Below are 21792 nucleotides of genomic sequence, written 5' to 3' on the forward strand. Positions count from 1 at the left end.
GGAAAATTGGGAGCGTAGCGAGTAATTTTTCCGAGTGCAGCAAATTGTTAGGCAATATCCCGACTTACATTTTATATTTGAGCAGAATACGTAATACATATTTATGAACAAGTAGCCTCAAGAGATAGCCTTGACTTCTCTGAAATTAAGTATTGTATAGTGCCATGCACAGAGATAACCCTAGGAAATTTCTTGCAATCCGTCCAAAGATAATTATCAGCAGACCAAATCCACTCCGTGAACGGTGATACGACACAACTGTTAACATTCTTAGCCCATGAGAAATCATAATTATTGCCGACTTTGTTTTCCAATACAAAATCTTTAAGAGAGTCGGCTTGCCCAAGCTTTTCTTTTAAATCCTTTGTTCGTTTCTCGATTGTCTTGGGATTCCCGATATCAAAATTCAACGGCCTTTCTGAGGCCTTACACTCAAACAAATATAGGTTATCTTGAATTCTAACAGCTACATCTATTTCACGCTTACTTTCTCCGGATACAATAACAAATGATTTTTTTATTACATCAAAATCATTTTCTTCTAAAACATCAGATAAAGTGGCTTCAAACTCATGGCCCTTAATTGATTTAGGGTCGTAATGCCGGAGACCATAAAACATATTTTGAAATAGAAAGTGCCAAGATGATGAGTCACACAAATACCCCTCATCTAGAGCAATCAATACGTACTGCGGGCCTCTCGACCAAATACCTATATCCCTTTGCTTTTCCTCACTTAAGATGACGTGGTCAAAAATGGAATCTATTTGATATTCCAGTTCAGACTCTTTAATGTAATAATTATTTTTCAGGCTATCATAATATTTTAAAATTTCATCTTTATCTCTTCTAAAGAATGATTTACTGTGCAATACCCTATTAAATTTAGAATGATAACTAAGCCCTATAGACTTATTAATAGCTTTTCTTCTAGGATCATTTGACATGATATAATTTGAAAGAAAGCCAGCAAATTGAAGAAGCTCAAGAAGCCCGAAACCAAATTTTTTCATGAACTTTTTCGATAAGTATGAATGTGAATTATAGAAGTCATTAGAATTAATAAACCAGGGTATATAGTTTGGGGAAAACTCATCTGGCAGGTCAGTAAGGCCCAAAATTTTGGCGGTGTAATGTGACGCATTAATATATGGAATCAAAATAATTTCATGCGCGCGACTTACATCCTTTAAATTTGAAGCTGTATAAGTCCCAACATTACTAGCAATACCTAACTGAATATTATCTTCTTCGTTTCTTCTGTCGAAATCTAAAATTAAAGACTCCTGCTCTATTGTCCTTTCCTCTGTTACATCACCCAAATCAGAAATCGACAGTGCAATACCTTTTCCTAGAGATCGCATCTTAGCTGAAACATACCAATACTGGTAAGAAATTCCTTCTATATAATAAACATCAAGAACATCATCAACTTTAAAGTCAGTTAAAACCCACTGAGGACTTCTCTTCAATTCTTTTTCATAAAAAGAAACAATTTTTCTTTCAAAATTCTTGGTGTAAGATTTCTTTAGGAGCCCCCCTAAAATCAAGCCAAAATCAGCATTAGAAGACAAGGAGAAATCATTGTTACACGATAGTTTTCCATATTTTTTAATCGCTTGCTCTGCTTGTTGCCTAACATTTACAGTTACAGATTCACTTGTATTTGCACCCAAATCTTCAGCCAAGCATGGAGCTATTCGCCTGTAAAGATGAAGCCAGAAGAATACGGAATGCCTCTTTATTACTCGCCCCATTTCTTCTTCTAGTACACACAAAATATTTTGCAGCACTTCATACTGTTGATAATGATCCTTGCCAATAATTAGGTATTTGTATTTACAGATCGCATCACGCCTAAAAGATTGAGAATCTAAAACGTATTTTTGGTATATCTCATCTCTGTAGATGTCATGGATCTCTGAAAATACCAATTGGTAATACTCGGGAAGAGCTAACACTTTAGTGGCTTTGCCTGCATTAGAGCTTCTTGATCCACTTTTTATTTTATTAACACGTTTTTTTCGATTTAAAGATCTTCTATTTTTTTTCACTTATAGACACTCTAATAAGTTCATGCAGGAACGCCTAACGCCCGCATAAGGGGCTAAATAATAGTTGGCTATAATTTAGCGAGGAACGAGCGACAAGCCAACTATTATGTGTCCCATTACTTAATGCGCTTGTTATATAGCATTGTACTCATGATTAAGTAACCCTAACTTTAAATCGTTGCACCAATTGCCACCTAATTTAAAGTTATCTCGAATTGTACCTTCATGAGTAAAGCCCAAAGCTTTTAGTAAATTAAATGACGGGGAATTACCTTCAGTGACAGTTGCGATCACTTTATGGAAGTTACATTGATTAAATGCATATTCAATAACGGCTTTAGTTGACTCTTTGCCATACCCTTTGCCTTGAAATTTTGGACTTAGCAAGAAACCAAGTTCAGCCTGTTGATATGGTTCCCACTCAGGAAAAAAACCAGTTACGCCAATTTTATTCCCAGTTGCGTGTTCAATGATTGTCAAAGTTAACCATTGATTTGAAGTCTTTTTCCATTCACCTAAGCGAGAATTAAAGCGTTCACTTATTTCAGATTCGGTAAATGGATCGCTGACATATTTGAGTACACCGCTTGATTGATGAAGTTCCTCAAAAAATTCCCAGTCATCTTTACTAATTGGTTTTAAAGTCAACCTTTGGGTTTCAATTTGCACTGACTTTCCTTTGCTATATAACAATTTTATAGTGCGCTCATCGCGCATATTTCTGCCAACGATACGCTCATGTATTTTATAAATCATTTTTACCAAATAACTTAACACATTGCTATATATAATTTTTTATTAGCACTCAAACTCTCAATAAAAGAGAAAATGCGCTCGCCGCTCATTTTCTTGAATATGTGTGCATCACAACTATACTGTATATAAAAACAGCACTATTATTGGTAATAGTATGAAAACACGTTCCCCATTTTTAAATTACATAGCTGAATATATGCTAGTTCGTCAATATTCATTACGCACCGTAGATACCTACCTAAGATGGATTGCATCTTATATCCATTTTCATAATAAACGCCATCCCGCCTCAATGGGGGACAATGAAGTCGAACGCTACTTAGAACATTTAGTGTTAAAGCAAAACGTTGCACCACGTACGCAAGCCACCGCACTCAATTCATTGTCATTTTTATACAAGCACATAATAAAAAAAGAACTCTCATTAAATTTAAATTTTGCCCATAGTAAAAAACAAGCAAAGCTCCCTGTAGTGATGACCCAAGAGGAAGTTAAAATGTTGATGGCTCATTTAAATAAGCGCTATTATTTAATTGCAGCCCTCATGTATGGAAGTGGCTTAAGAGTAATGGAAGCGGTGCAATTAAGAGTGAAAGATATTGATTTTGATTATAAATGCATTCAAGTATGGAATGGAAAAGGTAATAAACACCGCATTGTTACGCTGGCCACAGAGCTAATACCTATGCTAAGAAATCAAATTTTGAACGTTGATGACTATTTAAAACTGGATTTAAATAATACGGAATATGCTGGTGTATGGATGCCATATGCTTTAACAAAAAAATATCCAAGTGCCGCAAAATCGCTTGCGTGGCAGTATTTATTTCCTTCTCATATATTAAGTTCAGATCCTCAAAGTGGTGAAATAAGACGACATCATTTTCATCACTCTTGTATTAGAAAAGAGGTTAAAAGAGCCGTCCAAAAATCAGGATTAACAAAAATAATAACACCTCATACATTAAGACACTCTTTTGCTACTCATCTACTGCAAAATGGCGCCGATATAAGAACTGTTCAAGCTCAGCTTGGCCATTCTGATGTTAAAACCACACAAATATATACCCATGTACTGCAACAAGGTGCCAACGGGGTTGTTAGCCCTTTTTCAAGATTATAAGCGTCTCTTTTTAATCCTCTACGCATACATATTCGCTTTAAGACCAATACTGCTATCTATTTCTACTTTGAAAAACATAAAAAAGCCCCGCTTAATATTACTCAAGCAGGACTCCACACTAATTTTGTATCAATAAAAGCGCCTAAACTGCAGGCGCTTTGCATTATTGAATTTTATTGGTTAACCACGCTTTTAAGCGGATTAACTGGCTGTGCGTTGTCGTCTAGAATGTTCATATCGAAGTCGAACTCATCAACACGAATCGCTTTTTCACGCTTTTTGTTGTAATCACTTAACTGAACAAATTCAGCGTCGTTAATTACTTTTGCAGCAAGTGCATTTTCAAGCGTGATTGAAAAACGCGTACCCGGCTTAAAGGTTTTAGCACGTAGCGCTTTTTTCACTTTAGCTAATAGCTCAAGTGACGCCATTTTAGCTTTGTAAGCTTGCTCATTGATGTGATGACCATCACCTTCAATTGGCTTAACTAAATGTGTGATTTGCGCTTTAAATGCCGTATCAAGCTGAGCTTGTTTTGCTAATTCACGAATTAAATCATCGCTAATTTTTGGCATTTTAGTTGAGTAGTTCATAGTAATGAAACGAATGAACTTACGAGTACCACTTGCAGGGAAGTTATCTAAGAACTTGTGCAATGCTTCTTCTGCACTTTGTAGTGCAAAACGAGTCGCATAATGGAAGTAAGGAGCCGCTTGCTCACGCTCGCTGCTTGCTACTTTTTGCTCGTAATACTTAATAGATGCCATAGCTGCATACAAGAAGCTCATTACATCGCCTAAACGTGCTGAAAGCATTTCAGCCTGCTTTAATTTACCGCCAAGTACTAGTAACGAGAAGTCAGCATATACAGCTAATTTAGCTGATAGTTTATGTACTGCTTTTTCGTAGTCACGTACTTCTGGTAATGCAGAGCTTGCGCCAGCAGTAAATGGTAGTACACCTAAACGGAATGCACGTAAGCTATTTGCTGTGCTGTAACCAACCGTTTTACGTAAAATACCGTTAAATTCTGCATCTGCGTTTTTGTCATCGCTGTGGATAGACTCAACCATAGATTGTAAGTATGGGTGACAACGCATAACACCTTGGCCAAAGATCATCAGGTTGCGAGTAAGAATGTTCGCGCCCTCTACCGTAATGGCAATTGGCTGCGCCACATAACCGCTAGCAAGTGTATTTTGAGGACCGTTCTGAATTGCTTTACCCGCTTGAATATCCATTGCTGAGTCAAGCACATCACGGCCAAGCTCTGTCATATGGTATTTAGCGATTGCAGTTACTACCGATGGTTTTAAGCCCATGCCTAAACCTTCAGTTGTCAGTACTCGCATTGCTTCTTGTAGGTATGTTTTACCTGCAATGTCAGCTAGCTTTTCTTGAATACCTTCAAATTGGCCAATTGATAAACCAAACTGTTCACGCACGGCTGCATATTCAGAAGCTGACTTTAACGCCACTTGCGCTGTACTTACACCTAACGCTGGTAATGAAATACCACGACCTGCGCCTAAACAGCTAACTAGCATTTGCCAACCGCGACCGATGTTTTTCTGACCACCGATAACAAAGTCCATTGGTACAAATACTTTGTTACCACGCGTAGTACCGTTGTAAAAACGAATACCCATAGGATCATGACGATTACCAAGCTCTACGCCTGGGTGCTCTTTTGGAATAAGGGCACAAGTAATACCTAGGTTTTCTTTACCACCTAATAAACCATCAGGGTCAACTACTTTAAACGCTAAACCAAGTACAGTAGCAATTGGCGCGAGTGTAATGTAGCGTTTGTCCCATGTGATTTCTAGACCAAGTACTTCTTCGCCGTTGTACATGCCTTTTGTTACAGTACCTACATCAGGAATACCGCCTGCATCAGAACCTGCTTCTGGGCTGGTTAATGCAAAACATGGAATGTCTGTACCATTTGCTAAACGTGGTAAGTAATGTGCCTGTTGCTCCTCTGTACCGAAGTGAAGTAGTAACTCACCTGGGCCTAACGAGTTTGGTACCATTACAGTTACCGCAACCGCTGAACTCTTAGTCGCAATAGTACCTACAATTGTTGAGTTAGCGTATGGACTGAACTCTAAACCGCCAAACGATTTAGGGATGATCAGCGAGAAGAAACGCTCTTTTTTCAAAAACTCTAAAATGTCGTTTGGTAAATGAATACCATTTTGAATGACTGAATCATCAATCATGCTTAGTAATTCTTGTACTGGGCCGTCTAGAAACGCTTGTTCGTCTGCGGTTAGTTTTGCCGCAGGTACATCGCGTAGCGCGCTAAAATCTGGTTTACCTTGATAGATAGACCCTTCTAGCCATACATCGCCAGCGTCTAGCGCTTCTTGCTCAGTAACTGAAATACTTGGTAATACTTTTTTTAATTTTGTACGTAAACTCATAACGAACTCATCCGACCAGATAAATAATACCTACATTACGTCATAAAAATCGCTTTAGATCAATTACTCTATTCAAATAATTAACAGTTTTTGCAATTTATTTTCTTTACCTGAACGTAAACTGTTGAAATAAAAAGGCTTACAACTGTACGCTGAATTGTTATTTTTTTTGTCAAAAATTTAATAATTCAGCCTCACAACGCCGTAAATACGGATTTGGTAAGAAAGTAGAAACAAAAAAGCGCAACCTAAAATTAGGCTGCGCTTTTTAAATATGGGAATCTGAGTAAACCTAGCTTATTTTAACCACTTGTTTACCTGTAAAACCACCTGCTAACTGGTTGTTTAAGGCGCTAGATACTGCCTGCGCGTTAAAATCAACAGCTAGAATTTCAGGGTGTTTTATATCGCCATTAGAGACTGTTTCAAGCAATAAATTCCCCATAAAACTCATCCGCTGCTGCGCACATAAGCTGTTGGCTAACCACGCACCACCTAATGACACAATACTAATATTTGGCGCACGCCTAAACATTAACTGCTGTTCAAAATTAGGCAGTGGATTTAAACAAGCAATACGACCGCAAAAACGCATTAGCTCAATATTTTGAATGGTCGATTCCCCGCCCATAATATCAATAACGGCATCAAATCCTTGCGGCCCTAACTCTCGGCGAATTTTGTCACATAAGGTTTTGTCGTTGTAATCAAAGACGACATCTGCGCCTAGCTGCTTAACCAATTTGTGGTTACGCTTAGAAGCAGTTGTAAACACATCGGCACCACGTTGCTTAGCAAACTGAATAGCAAATTGCCCTACTGCACCTGCGCCCCCTTCAACAAAGAGGGTGTCGCCTTCACTTACAGCTAATTTATCTAAGCTGATAAGCGCTGCCATTCCGGCACAGGGTAATGTAGCAGCCTTGTCACTGGCTAATTGCTTGGGAATGATAGACACCGCATAATTAGGCACTTTTGCGTATTCGCTCAATACCCCTTGCTCACCAATACTGGCGTGCCACATAACACGCTCACCCACGCCAGGAAACACGCCTTTACCCGCTTTAACCACTACACCCACTGCATCTAAGCCTAAAACATGCGGATACTGCCATAAACAAAAGCCAGATTTAGCAAATTGCGCATCCACCGGATTTAAACCAACATACTCCACTTTTACTAACAGCTCATTACCTGTGCATTGAGGCACAGGTAATTGCATATCAACTAAGCTAATATCCTCATTAGGCTCCATTAAGGCAATAGCCTGCATAGATGAAGGAATAGTATTTGGGTTTGTAACTACAGTATTAGGCATCAAAAACTCTACTAGTTAGTACTACTTAACGCGTAACTCCATCGTCCATTAAATGACTGGTAAGCATTTACCTTAGCCAGTAACGATGAAATAGTTGAATCAACGGCATTTTCTTGTGCTATTAAAACATCCTGACGTGCATCTAACAACTCTAAGTAAGGAATTTGCCCTTCTTCATACATTGCTTGTGCTTGTAAAAATGCATTATTAGCAAACTGATACCGCTGCTCAGCAAAACGCGATTGCTGTGCTTGATTGACCAAGTATTGCAATGAAAGTTCACTCTCGTTAATGGCTTTTAAAACCACTTGTTGATAGTCAGTATAAGCAGCTTGACTTAAAAATTGCTGCGCATCACGCTGAGCCAGCAACGCAGGATAACTTAATAAAGACCATTGTACCTGCGGTGCAACTTGCCACTGCTGCTGGGTGTCGCTAAAACCATTACTACCCAAACTTAGCACGCCTGCAAAACCACTTAAGCTGATATCTGGCAATAAGGCTTTACTTGCTGCCACACTTAAACTATTTGCTTGGCTAAAGTCATATAATGCTCGGCTAATATCGGGTCTTAGTGCAATCGCTTGATTAGGCTTTGCTAATGACACTTGAAATGCCTTACTCAATATAGCGCGTTCATCATCAATACTCAGTGATTGCGTTGGTTGTGCACTTAATACCGCAAGCGTAGATAAATCACGAAACTTAGCATATTCAATCGCCGGAATGAGTGCTTGTTGCTGCCTAAGTTGCGCCATGGTGCGGTTTAAATCAAGCTCATTTGCCACACCTTCATCTACTTGCGCTTGCAGCACTTGAATACTTTGTTCGAGCGCTTCAATTTGCATTTCAATAATTTGTTGCTTTTGCAGGTTACCCTGATAGCTAGCAAATCCTTTAACCACAGATGACACAACTTCAATTTGTAATAGCCTAACTTGCTCGGCTTGGCTCATTGCTTGTGAATTTGCAGCATCAACGAGTGCAGTGATTCGGCCAAATAAGTCGAGCTGCCAATCAAGTGCTACATTCGCACTTGATTGTCGGCTATTGGTATCGCCTAATCCACTTCGCTTGGCTCCAACCGCAACACCGCCTTGCGGTAAGTATTGTGCTTGTTGTTCGCCAATACGTGCCAACGCACTTTTAAGCACCAGCTGACTCGTTTGTAAGTCGTAGTTATTAGCCAAAGCATTACTAACAAGCTGGTTTAATTGCGCTGAGCCTAGCTTGTGCCACCAATTTTGCTCATCTTCACCAACATACTGATCAGCCGATATTGCTTGGGCAACAAACTTGTTTACTTGTTGTTGCTCAACTGCTGTATCTATTTTGCTCGCACAGCCAGATAACACTGCAATTGCTAACACAGAGCCTAAAAATGCCGGCATCTTAAATTGATTTAAATGTAATTTAGTCATTTAAAGACTCCTCAGCGCGCTGCTTTTTTACCACCAGCATATAAAACACTGGTGTAAATAATAGCCCAAATACAGTCACACCAATCATACCTGAGAATACTGCGTTACCCATTGCATGACGCATTTCAGCACCGGCACCGGTTGCCAACACTAACGGTATAACACCCGCTGTAAAGGCAATTGAGGTCATTAAAATAGGACGTAAACGCATGCGACACGCCGCCAACATAGCCTCAAGGTGCGATAATCCGGTATCGTGTTTATCTTTGGCAAATTCCACCATTAAAATGGCGTTTTTAGAGGCCAATGCCACCAGTACAATTAACGCTATTTGAGTAAATATATTGTTGTCTGAACCTACCAACCACACCCCTAATAACGCAGAGAATATAGTCATAGGTACAATTAAAATAATGGCCAGTGGTAAACGTAGGCTTTCATACTGTGCTGCCAATACCATAAACACAAGCAATACCACCAGTGGGAACACGTACACCATGGTATTACCGGCAAGTACTTGCTGATACGTTACCTCAGTCCACTCATATTCAATACCTGTAGGTAGCGTTTTCGCCAATACATTTTCAATCGCTGTTTGCGCTTGGTCTGAGCTATAACCTGGTGCTGGGCTGCCGTTAAGTTCAGCACTTGGGTAGCCGTTGTAGTGCATAACACGATCTGGGCCTATAGTTGGCGTTACCGTAAGCACTGAGCCTAGTGGCACCATGTTACCTTCACGATTACGTACTTTTAGGTTTAGTATTTGCTCTGGGTCTACTCTAAATTCGGCATCTGCTTGGGCATTAACTTGGTAAGTACGACCAAACATATTAAAGTCGTTTACATACACTGAGCCTAAATAAATCTGCAATGAGTTAAATACTTCATCAAGCGCAATACCTTGGATAAGTGCTTGCTCGCGGTCAATATCAATATCCATTTGCGGCACTTGAATTCTAAAGCTTGAATACAGCCCCATTAACGCCGGATCTTTTTGCGCCGCGGCAATCACTGATTGCAAGCTATTAAATAATGCTTCAAAGCCTTTGTTTGCTCTATCCTCAATTTGCAGTTTAAAACCACCGGTGGTGCCTAAGCCTTGAATGGGCGGTGGCGGAAATACAGCCACAAACGCTTCATCAATAGCTGCAAAACGTTGGTTTAACTGCGCCGCAATGGCAGATGCAGACATACTCGGATCGGTACGCTCTGCAAAGGGAGCCAGTGGTGTAAATACAATGCCGCTGTTAGGGCTATTAGTAAACCCATTTACAGATAGGCCAGGAAACGCCACGGTGTTTGCAACCCCAGGAACCTCGAGCGCTATTTGCTGCATTTGTTTTACTACCGCTTCGGTTCTGTCTAAGCTTGCTGCATCTGGTAGCTGCGCAATGGCAACTAAGTATTGCTTATCTTGCTGTGGAATAAAGCCACCAGGTACCGCGTCAAACAACTTAATCGTGCCGCCAACTAAAGCAACATAGGCAACCATTACCACCACGCTCATACGAATAAGCTTTTGTACTAGCTTTTCATACCCTGTTGCACCACGGTTAAACAGTCGGTTAAATGGCTTGAATAACCAGCGACCAAATAACTTATCTAACAAGCGGGTAAACGCATCAGGCTTTGCGTCGTGCGATTTTAACAATAAGGCTGCTAGCGCCGGTGACAATGTCAGTGAGTTAAACGCAGAAATAACCGTTGAAATAGTAATGGTTAAAGCAAATTGCTTATAAAACTGCCCAGAAAGCCCAGTAATAAAAGCCGTTGGAATAAATACCGCACACAAAACTAATGCAATCGCAATAATTGGGCCGGTTACCTCTGTCATTGCAACACGTGTTGCTTCAAGCGGCGATAAGCCGTTTTCTATATTTCGTTCTACATTTTCGACCACTACAATCGCATCATCAACCACTATACCTATAGCCAGTACTAAACCAAATAGCGATAAGGTATTAATAGAAACACCAAGCCACTGCATTACAGCAAAAGTACCAATAAGTGAAACTGGCACAGCTATAAGCGGAATAATTGACGCGCGCCACGTTTGTAAAAATACAATAACGACAATAACAACCAATGCGATTGCTTCAAGCAATGTGGCTATTACCGCATCAATAGAGCCGCGAACGAATACAGTTGGATCATAAACAATGTCGTATTCAACACCTTCAGGAAAATCTTTCGATAAACGTGCCATGGTTTCACGCACCTGATCTGAAAGCTCAATGGCATTTGAACCCGGGCGTTGAAATATTGGCATTGCCAATGCGGGTTGATTATCAAGTTCAGCACGCAGTGAGTATGAGTCTTGACCTAAGTCAACACGCGCCACATCTGACAAACGCGTAAGTTGCCCTTGATCACCTACTTTAATAATGACCTGCTTAAATTCTTCAATGCTATTTAGGCGGCCTTTCACGTTTAATAAAATTTGAAATTGGCTATCGTTAGAGATTGGTTGCGCACCTAAGCTACCCGCTGCAACTTGCTGATTTTGCGAGCGCAAAGCAGCCACAACATCGGTTGCTGTAAGCTCACGTGCTGCTAATGCATCTGGATTTAACCACACACGCATAGCATATTTACCACCACCAAATAACTGAATATCACCCACGCCAGGTAAACGTGCTATTTCATCTTTAATGTTTAAATCGGCATAATTTGATAAATACGCCGTATCATGGCTATTTTGGGGTGAATATAAATGCACCACCATGGTTAAATCGGGTGATGACTTTTCAGCAACTACCCCTAAACGCTGCACCTCTTGTGGCAGGCGCGGTAATGCACTATTTACTCGGTTTTGCACTTGTACTTGAGCACGGTCTAAGTCCGTACCCAAGGCAAATGTTACCGTTAAGGTCATGCGCCCATCACTGGTTGCTTGTGAAAACATGTATAGCATGTTTTCAGTGCCGTTTATTTCTTGTTCTAGCGGCGTTGCTACTGTTTGTGCAATAACCGTTGGGTTTGCGCCCGGGTAGCTGGCTGTTACTACCACTGTAGGTGGTACAACTTCTGGGTATTCACTGACTGGCAGCTGAAATAAAGAAATGCCACCAGCAATCAAGATAATCAGCGACAGCATGGCCGCAAAAATCGGTCGCTGGATAAAAAAGTGTGAAAATTTCATTTAATAACCTTATTGCTTAGCAACTAAATCGGCAGGGTTAGCAGTGAGTGTAAATGCCACACCTTGGGTATTAATTGTCACTTTATTAGGTGATATTGGCATGCCAGGCCCTACGCGAGCAGGGCCATTTACGGCAATCACATCACCCTGTTCAAGGCCAGAGGTAATGGCACGTAATGCGCCATAGCGCTCACCTACAGTAACCAATTTATATTGCAGTACATTATTTTCGCCTACAGTTAACACAAAGCGGTTTTTTAAGTCAGTACCAATGGCTCTATCTGGAATAATGACGGTTTCGCGTATTGCATTGGCAGCCAATTTAATCCGTGCAAAAGAGCCTGAACGTAACTCGTTACTACGATCTTCAAATACAGCTCGAACACGTAATGTGCCAGTAGATGCATTAATTTGATTGTCTATAAAGTTAATGTGACCATTGTAATTAAAATCACTCTGCCCTACTTTTTGCATAACAACAGGTTGTTTAGTCGCTGCAGTGACTTCATCAAATGCATTGTTCCAAGTACGTTCATCGACATCAAAGTAAGCATACATTTTGTCATTAGAAACAATTGAAGTGAGCACACTTTGCCCGGCAAGTACGTTGTTACCTTTTGTGATGTTTGCGCGAGAGATAATTCCATCAATTGGTGAAACCACAGAGGTAAACTCTAAATCAAGCTCAGCGGCTTTAAGCTGCGCTTTTAGTGCGGCAAGTTGTGCTTCACGCTGACGTAACGTTGAGGTACGTGCTTGCGCTTGCTCAGTAGAAATTGCTTTACGCTCAGTTAGACGCACTGCACGTGATGCTTCGCTTTTTGCTTGTTCAAGAGCCGCTTGTGCACTTTTAACCTGAGCTTGTAAACTAGCTACCGTGGCTCTAAATGAACGATCATCAAGGCGAAATAACACATCTCCTTGTTTTACAGCATCCCCTTCTTTAAATTCAATTTGCTCAATAATGCCTGATACGCGCGGCATTAATGCCACTTTTTGCGGTGACTCTAAGCGCGTTGTATAGGTATGCCAACTTTGCACAGGCTTAACCAGGACTTGGGCTACATCAATAGCTTGGTATTGTTGTGCGGGTGCTGACTGTGCTGTACTTTCCTCAGCACAACCAGTTAGAGTAATTAATGCAACAGATAAGGCTGTAGCAACTAAGTGTTTGTTCATAACGACGCTCCTGTTAATTAGGTGATACATAATACGGAACATGCTTGTTGACAAAAACAATAGATTTTTAAATTCATTAGTGCCAAAATGGCATCAAAGTGACACTATGGTGCAATAATGGATACAACGAGCCGACTCTTAATGCTGCTTGAAGTGGTTGAGCAGGGATCATTTGCTAAAGCTGCTGAAATACGCAACATTGATCGTTCCGTGATCTCTAAACAAATTAGTCGTTTAGAAGATGAGCTAGGGGTGAGGCTATTAAATCGAACCACTCGTTCGTTTTCACTCACCGCAGCAGGTGCTGAAATGATAAAAAAAGCGGACGAGCTGCGAACCCTGCTCGGCGATACCCTGCGTATGGCAGAGAATTATCACTTAGAACCTCGTGGCGTATTAAAAATCACCTCATCTACTTTAATCGGCCGGCGTTATTTACAGCCTGTTATTAACGATTTTCAAAAGCGTTTTCCGCAAGTTGAAGTAGAGTTGCGTTTAGATGATCGGCTTGTGGATATTGTCTCTGAAGGATTTGATTTGGCATTTAGAGTGGGTGAGCCAAAAGACTCCTCTTTAATTGCTCGAAAGATTGCGCGTAATCGTTTATTACTTTTAGCTTCACCTGCATTTATTGAAACCTATGGAATGCCGAAAAACATAACCGATTTAGCACAATTACCTGCTGCTAGTTACGCAAGCAGTTCCCTGCGAGTTGAGGGAGTAAGTTACTACAACCACCTTGGTGAACAATGTGAACAAAAAATTAAAAGTGTATTTAGAGCCAATGATGCTGAAGCACTATTAATGAAAACACTCTCTGGAACCACTTACGTTTTAGCCCCCGCGTTTATATTAGATAAAGAAGTGATTGATGGACAACTGGTGCCTTTATTGACAGACCTTAAATTAATGGAGCACAGTGCTATGTATGCGGTATACCCACATCGTGATTTACCGGTAAGAACCCGGTTATTTTTTGATGCCGTACGCGAATATATTGGTAAAGAAAGACCGATTTGGGAAAACAGTATTCCTGACTTTGAACAAATGTATTAGCCGCTATAAAACTTAAGCCAGCGCTAAAATATCAGTGCAGACCCCGTTACGGCCAGTCTCTTTGGCTTTATAAAGCTGCTTATCGGCCAAGTCTATTAGTTCGCTTAGGCTTTGTTGCTGGTATTGTACAACGCCTAAACTGGCGGTTAACTTAATGGTTTCACCATTAGCGATTATGTGCTTATTTTGTATTGCGAGTCTTAACTTTTCTGCCATTGCTAAGGCTGCTTGCGGACTATCAAAGTTACTCATTAGTGAAAACTCTTCACCTCCGACTCTAAACACATACCCTTTTGCAAAAGTGCCGCGCAATAATGTAGCTAGCTCAACCAGCACTTTATCGCCAATATCGTGCCCATACTGATCATTAATTTGTTTAAAGTAATCTAAATCGAGTAAAAATAAGTAAAGCTGTGATTTATCTTTGATCTCTACCTCAAAAAACTGGTTCATTGATAAACGATTACCAGCCCCAGTAAGGGGATCGAGTAACGCTAAATTTTTTAAACGTTTTGAAAAATCAGCTCTATTACCTTCAAAAACATGAGATATAGCCCATATGCTTATATATACGAATAATAAGTTAAGCCCTATGTTAAAAGCTGAAAACGATGAATGTGGCAGTTTTTGAGATAACACCACCAGCTGTAAAACAAGTAATGCCGCAGACAAAAATAACCCGTAACGTCTACCAAGTAGTAAGTAGTAAAGAATAGGTAAAATAAATGTCCACAAAAACAGGCCGTTTTTAGGGGGGGCTAAGTAGGTGCCGCATAACACAATTAAAGAGATGGTTAAGCACATGGTAATGGCATGCCAGCGCTTGGGATAATGTTTTTGTGAGTGCTTAAATATATATAAGCATAACAAAGAAAAGCCGACTTCGAGACCACCAACAAGGGGTAAATTATTCACCAATAAGTTAAATACAGCAAATACCAACGACAAAAAACCAAAACAAATGCACATCCACTTAAGAACGTGCTTACGTAGCGTTTTTGTACTATTAAGTGCAGCTATATCCATGGATAACTTAAAATATTTTTGATAGCTTATGTTAACAATGAAATGCAAAAATCACAATTTTAAGCTTAAACAATTCAGAAAAAACAAGCCAAAAGAATTAGTAAAGCGTTTATTCCATAATCAATTCATTAACAGTACCCACTAAATCTGCGAATTCTTCATCAACATGCGATAACTGTTTAGGGCTCAGCGTTTTGTTTAACTTGAGTAGCAATTGCGCATAAGCTTTTAAGTTTTGTTCATTAAGCTCAAGCAGCTCATTACTCATATACTGTTCACGCTCTATAATAATGATGCGTAATTGCTGAGTAAATTCAGCCTCGCTAAGTGTTTGCTGGGTAAAAAGAGCTTCAAGTGCAGCTAAACGAGCTAGTTTGTAGTCGTACCATAAATTTCTAGTACTAGTATGCGCACTATTGGCTTGTGATATGAGCATTTGCTGCTCAGAAGTGAGTTTGCCAAGCCACTGCTTGTAGTAATCTAGTTGTCTCTCTAAGCGTTGTTGCTGGTGCTCATCTTGAGTTAATGAGGCATGCTCTTGGATTTCATCATTAATTTGCTCGCGAATATTTTTTACCATTTCACTGCGCTGTGACGGGGTTAAGGTCAGCGCTAACTCAATTAAAGGCTCGCTGGTATGCAACAGTAAGTTTCGCCAATGCTGCTTAACTTGGGTTATTTTATCCATCAACTGCGCAGTATCAGCTTCATTGTTTAGCAATTGTCTTAGGTCGAGTAAATCGGCTTTATATTTTGGTAATTCAACTTCACGATGCCAATCCCGGGTATCGTTAATAATCGCTTTTAACTGCTTAGATTGGCTTTTATTAAGATCAACGTAATCATCAATCCAAAATGACGATAACCAACCTAGGTTGTTATAGGCAAATGACGTTGAACAGCTGGCAATAAATAACAAACTGGTTATAAAAATAATTTTACTTAGTTTTATATTTTTTAAATTATTTAACATGAAAAGACCCCGTTGTATGATGCTTTGGTTGCCAAAAATCATCATAAGTAATTATGTAAGCTACTGCTTGCTTTTATTTTTTTCATTTTTCTATAGAATCGCAAGCTAACGCAATTTATATCATAGCTATGTGCTTAAGTTTAGAATTTTTGAGCTATAGTTAAAACTACTTGTTAATACGTTTGTATATCTAACTTATAAACGTTGGCGTTATTGATTTAGCTCATAATTTATTACCTACTCGAGTAATAAGTAAATGATTAACCGTTATGATGCTTACCGACAACGATAACTAATTTGGAGACATGCATATGTCACAGTCTAATTTAAAAGCAATGTTCTTTGCGGGCATTATACTTGCTACACCTTATGCTTATGCAGGGCTTGAGGAAGGCATAATAGCTGCAAACGCAGGTCAATTTGAGGAAGCACTAAAAGAGTTTAATTATCTTGCAGACAAAGGCTATGCCCCAGGTATTTACGAACTAGGTAAGTTATACGAGGGCGGACATGGAGTTACTCGTGACTACTACAAAGCAGCTGAACTTTACCAACAAGCAGTTAAAAAAAATCATGTAGATTCAATGTTTGCACTTGCGGTTTTGTATGATGAAGGAAACGGCGTAAAGTTAGACAAACAAATGGCTATTAGCTTATTTGAGAAAGCAGCCAATAAAAACCTTCCTGCAGCACAGTATAATTTAGGGGTAATGTACGCCAACGGCGATGGCGTGAGCCAAGATTATAAAGCCGCCAGAACATGGTATGAAAAAGCCGCCGCAAATAATTACACGCTTGCACAATTTAATTTAGCCTTGATGTATTTTGAAGGCTTAGGAATGCCAAAAAACCTTGAAATGTCGTATGTATGGAATACCATTGCTGAGTACAACGGTAACATGCAAGCTAGCCACAGTCGTAAACTTGATGAACGCACTATGCTCCCTAAAGAAGTCGCTGAAGCTAAAGAAAAAGCCGATGCTATTTATAATAAAATTTTAGCAGGTACTTACGCCGGTGAAGGGCGAATGTTTTAAGCAAATAAAATAACTAAAAAAGCTGAATGAAGTGATTCATTCAGCTTTTTTGTTTAAAATACTAAAGACTATTTTACATAAAGCCACTTTAGCACTTTGATCAGTAATTTATTTTGTTTGAGTAATAAACCTATACGTGGGTTAATTGAACCTGATACTAAAGTGTTTCTTGCGTGGCTAAAGGTTAAAAAGCCCTCTTTGCCATGATAATGCCCCATACCAGAGTGACCAACCCCACCAAACGGCACATCATCGGCAGCTACTTGAATTAGGGTGTCGTTAACTGCAACGGTCCCACTAATTGTCTGCCTCATTATGTGTGCTTGTGCTTGCTTATCTTGCCCTAGTATATAGAGCGCTAATGGATGATGGCGCAATTGAATATAATTGAGCGCATCATCTAATTTGTCATAACTCATTATCGGTAAAATAGGCCCAAATAACTCTTCTTGCATTAATTGCATCTCATCTGTGACGTGCGTCACAATATGCAGACCCATCCGGTGTTTTTCAGCATCTTGTTGATTTTGCTCAAGCGGCTTTGTTATTTTAGCGCCTTGCTGTTGCGCTTGCTCTAAATAACCTAGCAGACGTTGATAGTGAGCAGGACTAATAATAGAGGTCAGGTTTTTACCTTCAACACCTTGTTTAAAATGCTTTTTATAAAGTGTACACAAAGCTTTAATAAACTGATGTTCTAATGCTTTAGGAACAAATACGTAGTCAGGAGCCACACATATCTGCCCTGCATTGGCCATCTTTCCAAATAATAAAGCACTCGCGGCTTTATTTACGTCCGCATTTTCTAAAACAATGACTGGCGATTTTCCACCCAGCTCTAAGGTTACCGGGGTTAAGTTTTTACTCGCTGCACCCATCACCAACTTACCAACCGCTGTCGAGCCAGTAAATAATAAGTGTGCAAACGGTAATGATGAGAACTCGCTCGCTACTTCACTGCCCCCTTGAATAATGCTGCAGTGTTGGCTTAATTCTCCTGCAAACAGTTTTTCAAGTACCGCATTGGTATTAGGCGTAAACTCACTGAGCTTTAGCATCACTCTATTACCCGCGGCAAGAGCGGTAATAACAGGCACAATGGCTAATTGAATAGGATAGTTCCACGGAGCAATCACACCCACCACGCCAATAGGCTGATAGGTTACACTTACTTTTGAGGGCCATAAGCTCAAACCAGGGCTACGATGACTAGGCTTAGACCATCGAGGTAGCTTTTTAATAATATGTGCAAGCCCCTGCATAGTGGGCAAAATATCCCCCACTAAAGTATCAAACGCGGTTCGATAGCCAAAATCTTTAGATACCGCCGCAATTAAGTCTTGCTCTAGCGTTACAATGTTAGCGCGTATTTGCTTGAGTAAAGCAAGGCGTTGCTCAATGGGTAAATAAGGAGAGTCTTCAAAAGAGTGCTTTAGTTCATTAAATTGTGAACGCAAAGACCCTGTAGATAATGTGTCAGTGATCAAAATAGGCTACTCGATTTATAACGTTTTCAAGACTATAACCTTGTTCTGTTTCACGAGCAATAAAGAGTGATTTTGCAGCGCGATAAAAATCGTTGCAAAATCACTCAAAAAGGTTGGTTGGAACTCATACCGATGCATTGCTTTCGTGTGCATCGGTTAGCTGTTTTTTAGTTAGTTGTGGGGCTGTTAAAAACCAAACACCTGAGCTGCAATGGTCATTGTCACTAACGTGATTAAAACAATAGCAACAATATTTAGCACAAAGCCTGCACGGATCATGTCTTTCATTTTAATTTCGCCCGATCCAAACACAATCGCATTCGGTGGCGTAGCCACTGGCATCATAAACGCACAACTACATGCAATCGCGGCTGGAATCACCCATACTAATGGACTACCAGTTACAGACTCAGCAACAGGTCCCAGTAATGGTAAAAAGCCTGCGGCTGTTGCCGTATTACTGGTAATTTCCGTTAAGAAAGTAATGAGTGCCACCACCACAAGAATGCTCATAACTAAAGGAATTGCACTCGCACCCTCAATCATATTGGCAATGTAATCGGCTAATCCTGATGATTTAATTTGCGAGGCTAGCGTCAAGCCGCCCCCAAATAAAAGCAGCACACCCCAAGGCACTTTAGCGGCACTTTCCCAATCTAAAATTCGCTCATCACTGCCTTTATTAGCAGGTAGTACAAATAAAAGTAATGCGGCTGCAATTGCAATACCCGTATCTGAAATTTTAAGACCGGTCATATCACCTAGTAATGGTCTAAATATCCAACAAACAGCCGCAAACATAAACACAAACAATACGCCCTTTTCAGCACGTTGCATGAGTCCTAACTCTTTTAGCTGCGAAGAAAATACCGCTTTAGTGTCGATTCGCTTGTTTGTCTGTACATTCGCATCAACTTTATAGGTAAATTTAGTTAACCAAATCCAGCTGATGATTAACATACCAAGCGATAATGGAACACCAACGATCATCCATTGGGCAAAGCCAATTTCGATTTGGTAACTGTCTGATAGGTATGCAGCCATTAGTGCATTCGGTGGAGTACCAATTAAAGTGGCAATCCCACCAATACTCGCGCCATAAGCAATAGAAAGTAAAAGTGCTTTACCAAAACCTTCATTAGTTGGATCAGAGCTTTTAACTAAATGAGTGATAGATAAGGCAATAGGCAACATCATTACCGCGGTAGCAGTGTTAGACATCCACATAGATAAAAATGCAGTCACTAACATCATAGCTAAAATTTGTAAGCTTGGTTTTTTACCTGCATAAAGCATAGTTCTTAATGCAATACGCTTGTGTAATCCCCAACGCTCCATAGCAATTGAGATTAAAAAACCGCCTAAAAATAAAAAGATCAGCGGATGCGCATAAGGAGCTGCAACACTTTTTATAGCCGCTATATCTACAATAGGCGAAATCACTAAAGGAAGTAATGCAGTAGCAGGAATGGGCACAACTTCACTTACCCACCACGACGCCATCCAAAATGCTAAGCCTGCAGTTTTAAAAGCAGCAACCGACATTCCTACTGGCGGCTCAGCTAAACAGGTCAGTAACATTACACACGGACCAAGTAATAATAACAGCCATTGCATAAACGGCTTTTTATTAGCGTTATTTTCTAAAATACGTTTTGTCATATTAACAACCTTTAAAATTTATATTTAAGACCAAGCGCAACACTGTTATCAGCATTTTCTTCTAGGTCGAGGTCAGTATATAAAAGGTAAGCGGTAGTTTGCTTGTCAAAAGTGTAGTCTACACCGGTAGTCCACTGCGTTGCGTCTGATGCTTGACGTAGTTTTGAATCATCTTTTGCAAATTGTACTTTAGGAATCCATTTGTCTAGCTTGTAACTTGCGCTTAACACGTAACCATTCCCTGATTTAGTACCATCAATTGATTCTGAATGTTGGTATAACGCACCTAATTTTAGCTTTTCAAATTTATACACGCCTGCAACACGGCTTGCTTTAATATTATTAAGCGAGTCAACATGGCTGATTGAAATAGAGTAAGGTGCTTTATTTAAACTACGGTCACCATAAATAAGGGTTGCCGCAAATCCAGCTTCATTGTCTTTGTTGTCATCTTTTGGCGCATAGGTAAATGAAAACTGTGCATTGTGCCAGTACTTAGAAGTATAGGTAATAGTATCGCCTAAGCGATCTTGTCCGGCAATAACTTGTGAAATATCAGCTTGGGTTTCGTTAAAGTTATCAAGCTTGCCTTCAGAGTATTTAAAACGCGTATCGTTTCGCCCTACGACTACTTCACCAAACGCCCCTTTTAGACCAAGGTAAGTATTACGTGCTGCAAAAGGCTCATTGGTATCATCATGTTCAAAGCCTTTTACTTGAACCTCGTATTTAAATACCGCAGTAAAATACTCATTTAATTTATGGTCCCCTTTAATACCAATACGCGAGAAAGGGGCATCAATTTGTGTGCCTTCATCAGCGTAACGCATTATGCCAGTATCGGTGTTGGCAATTTGTACTTCGGCTTTACCGTACACAGTGTAATCTGCAGCAAACGCTGTTACAGGTAGTGTGGCAGCACTGCATAACGCAGCAAGTACTGAGCCTTGGAATAAATTATTTTTCATTATGTATCCTAATTGTGTGATGTTACTTGTTGTCTACAACTGTAGAGCAAGAACATGACCAACTAGATAATAACAAAAAATTTCAACAGCTTAAGAAACAAAACCATAATCGAAAGCCTTAAAATGTGCGGATTTCCACACACTTTAAATACCTACTATCA

General features: G+C 39.9%; 15 protein-coding genes. 3 read left to right on the forward strand and 12 right to left on the reverse strand.

The annotated features are described in order from the left end of the window. Positions 1-101: 101 nt before the first annotated feature. Complete coding sequence (locus tag FLM47_RS18105) at positions 102-2054, reverse strand: hypothetical protein (RefSeq protein WP_178957217.1); 1953 nt, start codon at positions 2052-2054, stop codon at positions 102-104. A gap of 132 nt (positions 2055-2186) precedes the next feature. Then, positions 2187-2723, reverse strand: coding sequence for a GNAT family N-acetyltransferase (locus tag FLM47_RS18110; RefSeq protein ID WP_178957420.1), 537 nt, complete (start codon positions 2721-2723; stop codon positions 2187-2189). A 241-nt stretch (positions 2724-2964) separates the two neighbouring features. On the opposite strand from FLM47_RS18110, the gene FLM47_RS18115 reads away from it, so the two are divergent. Continuing rightward, positions 2965-3933 (forward strand): integron integrase, encoded by a 969-nt coding sequence (locus tag FLM47_RS18115; protein ID WP_178957218.1) that lies wholly within the window; start codon positions 2965-2967, stop codon positions 3931-3933. A 173-nt stretch (positions 3934-4106) separates the two neighbouring features. On the opposite strand, the gene FLM47_RS18120 is transcribed toward FLM47_RS18115, so the two are convergent. The 5 genes from FLM47_RS18120 to FLM47_RS18140 form a co-directional block, all read right to left on the reverse strand. Further along, positions 4107-6362, reverse strand: a complete 2256-nt coding sequence (locus FLM47_RS18120) for an acyl-CoA dehydrogenase (RefSeq protein ID WP_178957219.1) — start codon at positions 6360-6362, stop codon at positions 4107-4109. Positions 6363-6654: 292 nt separating this feature from the next. Beyond that, the gene (locus FLM47_RS18125) at positions 6655-7680 is read right to left on the reverse strand and encodes a zinc-binding dehydrogenase (protein WP_178957221.1); all 1026 of its coding nucleotides are present in this window, start codon (positions 7678-7680) and stop codon (positions 6655-6657) included. Positions 7681-7691: 11 nt separating this feature from the next. Further along, positions 7692-9101: a TolC family protein gene (locus FLM47_RS18130; protein ID WP_178957222.1), complete on the reverse strand. Its 1410-nt coding sequence runs from the start codon at positions 9099-9101 to the stop codon at positions 7692-7694. After that, positions 9094-12243: an efflux RND transporter permease subunit gene (locus tag FLM47_RS18135; protein WP_178957224.1), complete on the reverse strand. Its 3150-nt coding sequence runs from the start codon at positions 12241-12243 to the stop codon at positions 9094-9096. Before FLM47_RS18135 ends, FLM47_RS18130 begins: the two co-directional genes overlap by 8 nt. Positions 12244-12252: 9 nt before the next feature. Continuing rightward, the gene (locus FLM47_RS18140; protein WP_178957226.1) at positions 12253-13422 is read right to left on the reverse strand and encodes an efflux RND transporter periplasmic adaptor subunit; all 1170 of its coding nucleotides are present in this window, start codon (positions 13420-13422) and stop codon (positions 12253-12255) included. A gap of 117 nt (positions 13423-13539) precedes the next feature. Here FLM47_RS18140 and FLM47_RS18145 point away from each other — a divergent pair, with 117 nt between their 5' ends. After that, the gene (locus FLM47_RS18145) at positions 13540-14478 is read left to right on the forward strand and encodes a LysR family transcriptional regulator (RefSeq protein ID WP_178957227.1); all 939 of its coding nucleotides are present in this window, start codon (positions 13540-13542) and stop codon (positions 14476-14478) included. A 12-nt stretch (positions 14479-14490) separates the two neighbouring features. Here FLM47_RS18145 and FLM47_RS18150 read toward each other — a convergent pair whose 3' ends face one another. Together FLM47_RS18150 and FLM47_RS18155 are read right to left on the reverse strand one after the other, a co-directional pair. Next, positions 14491-15504, reverse strand: a complete 1014-nt coding sequence (locus tag FLM47_RS18150; protein ID WP_178957228.1) for a GGDEF domain-containing protein — start codon at positions 15502-15504, stop codon at positions 14491-14493. Between the two features lie 109 nt (positions 15505-15613). Further along, complete coding sequence (locus tag FLM47_RS18155; RefSeq protein WP_178957230.1) at positions 15614-16477, reverse strand: DUF6279 family lipoprotein; 864 nt, start codon at positions 16475-16477, stop codon at positions 15614-15616. A 311-nt stretch (positions 16478-16788) separates the two neighbouring features. Here FLM47_RS18155 and FLM47_RS18160 point away from each other — a divergent pair, with 311 nt between their 5' ends. Then, positions 16789-17514, forward strand: a complete 726-nt coding sequence (locus tag FLM47_RS18160) for a tetratricopeptide repeat protein (RefSeq protein WP_010389004.1) — start codon at positions 16789-16791, stop codon at positions 17512-17514. Positions 17515-17582: 68 nt separating this feature from the next. Here FLM47_RS18160 and FLM47_RS18165 read toward each other — a convergent pair whose 3' ends face one another. From FLM47_RS18165 to FLM47_RS18175, 3 genes are all read right to left on the reverse strand, one after another. Beyond that, positions 17583-19001 carry a coniferyl aldehyde dehydrogenase gene (locus tag FLM47_RS18165; RefSeq protein WP_178957232.1) on the reverse strand — a complete coding sequence of 473 codons (1419 nt, stop codon included), beginning with the start codon at positions 18999-19001 and terminating at the stop codon, positions 17583-17585. A gap of 186 nt (positions 19002-19187) precedes the next feature. Next, positions 19188-20663 carry a DASS family sodium-coupled anion symporter gene (locus FLM47_RS18170; protein WP_178957238.1) on the reverse strand — a complete coding sequence of 492 codons (1476 nt, stop codon included), beginning with the start codon at positions 20661-20663 and terminating at the stop codon, positions 19188-19190. An 11-nt stretch (positions 20664-20674) separates the two neighbouring features. Then, positions 20675-21631, reverse strand: coding sequence for a porin (locus tag FLM47_RS18175; protein ID WP_178957239.1), 957 nt, complete (start codon positions 21629-21631; stop codon positions 20675-20677). Positions 21632-21792: the final 161 nt, after the last annotated feature.

Origin of the sequence: Pseudoalteromonas sp. Scap06, from assembly GCF_013394165.1 — a bacterium.
Taxonomy (GTDB): domain Bacteria; phylum Pseudomonadota; class Gammaproteobacteria; order Enterobacterales; family Alteromonadaceae; genus Pseudoalteromonas.

Coding starts and splice junctions, on each gene's coding strand:
- FLM47_RS18115 (WP_178957218.1), top strand. CDS start 2,965: ATGAAAACACGTTCCCCATTTTTAAATTACATAGCTGAATATATGCTA.
- FLM47_RS18120 (WP_178957219.1), bottom strand. CDS start 6,362: ATGAGTTTACGTACAAAATTAAAAAAAGTATTACCAAGTATTTCAGTT.
- FLM47_RS18125 (WP_178957221.1), bottom strand. CDS start 7,680: ATGCCTAATACTGTAGTTACAAACCCAAATACTATTCCTTCATCTATG.
- FLM47_RS18130 (WP_178957222.1), bottom strand. CDS start 9,101: ATGACTAAATTACATTTAAATCAATTTAAGATGCCGGCATTTTTAGGC.
- FLM47_RS18135 (WP_178957224.1), bottom strand. CDS start 12,243: ATGAAATTTTCACACTTTTTTATCCAGCGACCGATTTTTGCGGCCATG.
- FLM47_RS18140 (WP_178957226.1), bottom strand. CDS start 13,422: ATGAACAAACACTTAGTTGCTACAGCCTTATCTGTTGCATTAATTACT.
- FLM47_RS18145 (WP_178957227.1), top strand. CDS start 13,540: ATGGATACAACGAGCCGACTCTTAATGCTGCTTGAAGTGGTTGAGCAG.
- FLM47_RS18150 (WP_178957228.1), bottom strand. CDS start 15,504: ATGGATATAGCTGCACTTAATAGTACAAAAACGCTACGTAAGCACGTT.
- FLM47_RS18155 (WP_178957230.1), bottom strand. CDS start 16,477: ATGTTAAATAATTTAAAAAATATAAAACTAAGTAAAATTATTTTTATA.
- FLM47_RS18160 (WP_010389004.1), top strand. CDS start 16,789: ATGTCACAGTCTAATTTAAAAGCAATGTTCTTTGCGGGCATTATACTT.
- FLM47_RS18170 (WP_178957238.1), bottom strand. CDS start 20,663: ATGACAAAACGTATTTTAGAAAATAACGCTAATAAAAAGCCGTTTATG.
- FLM47_RS18175 (WP_178957239.1), bottom strand. CDS start 21,631: ATGAAAAATAATTTATTCCAAGGCTCAGTACTTGCTGCGTTATGCAGT.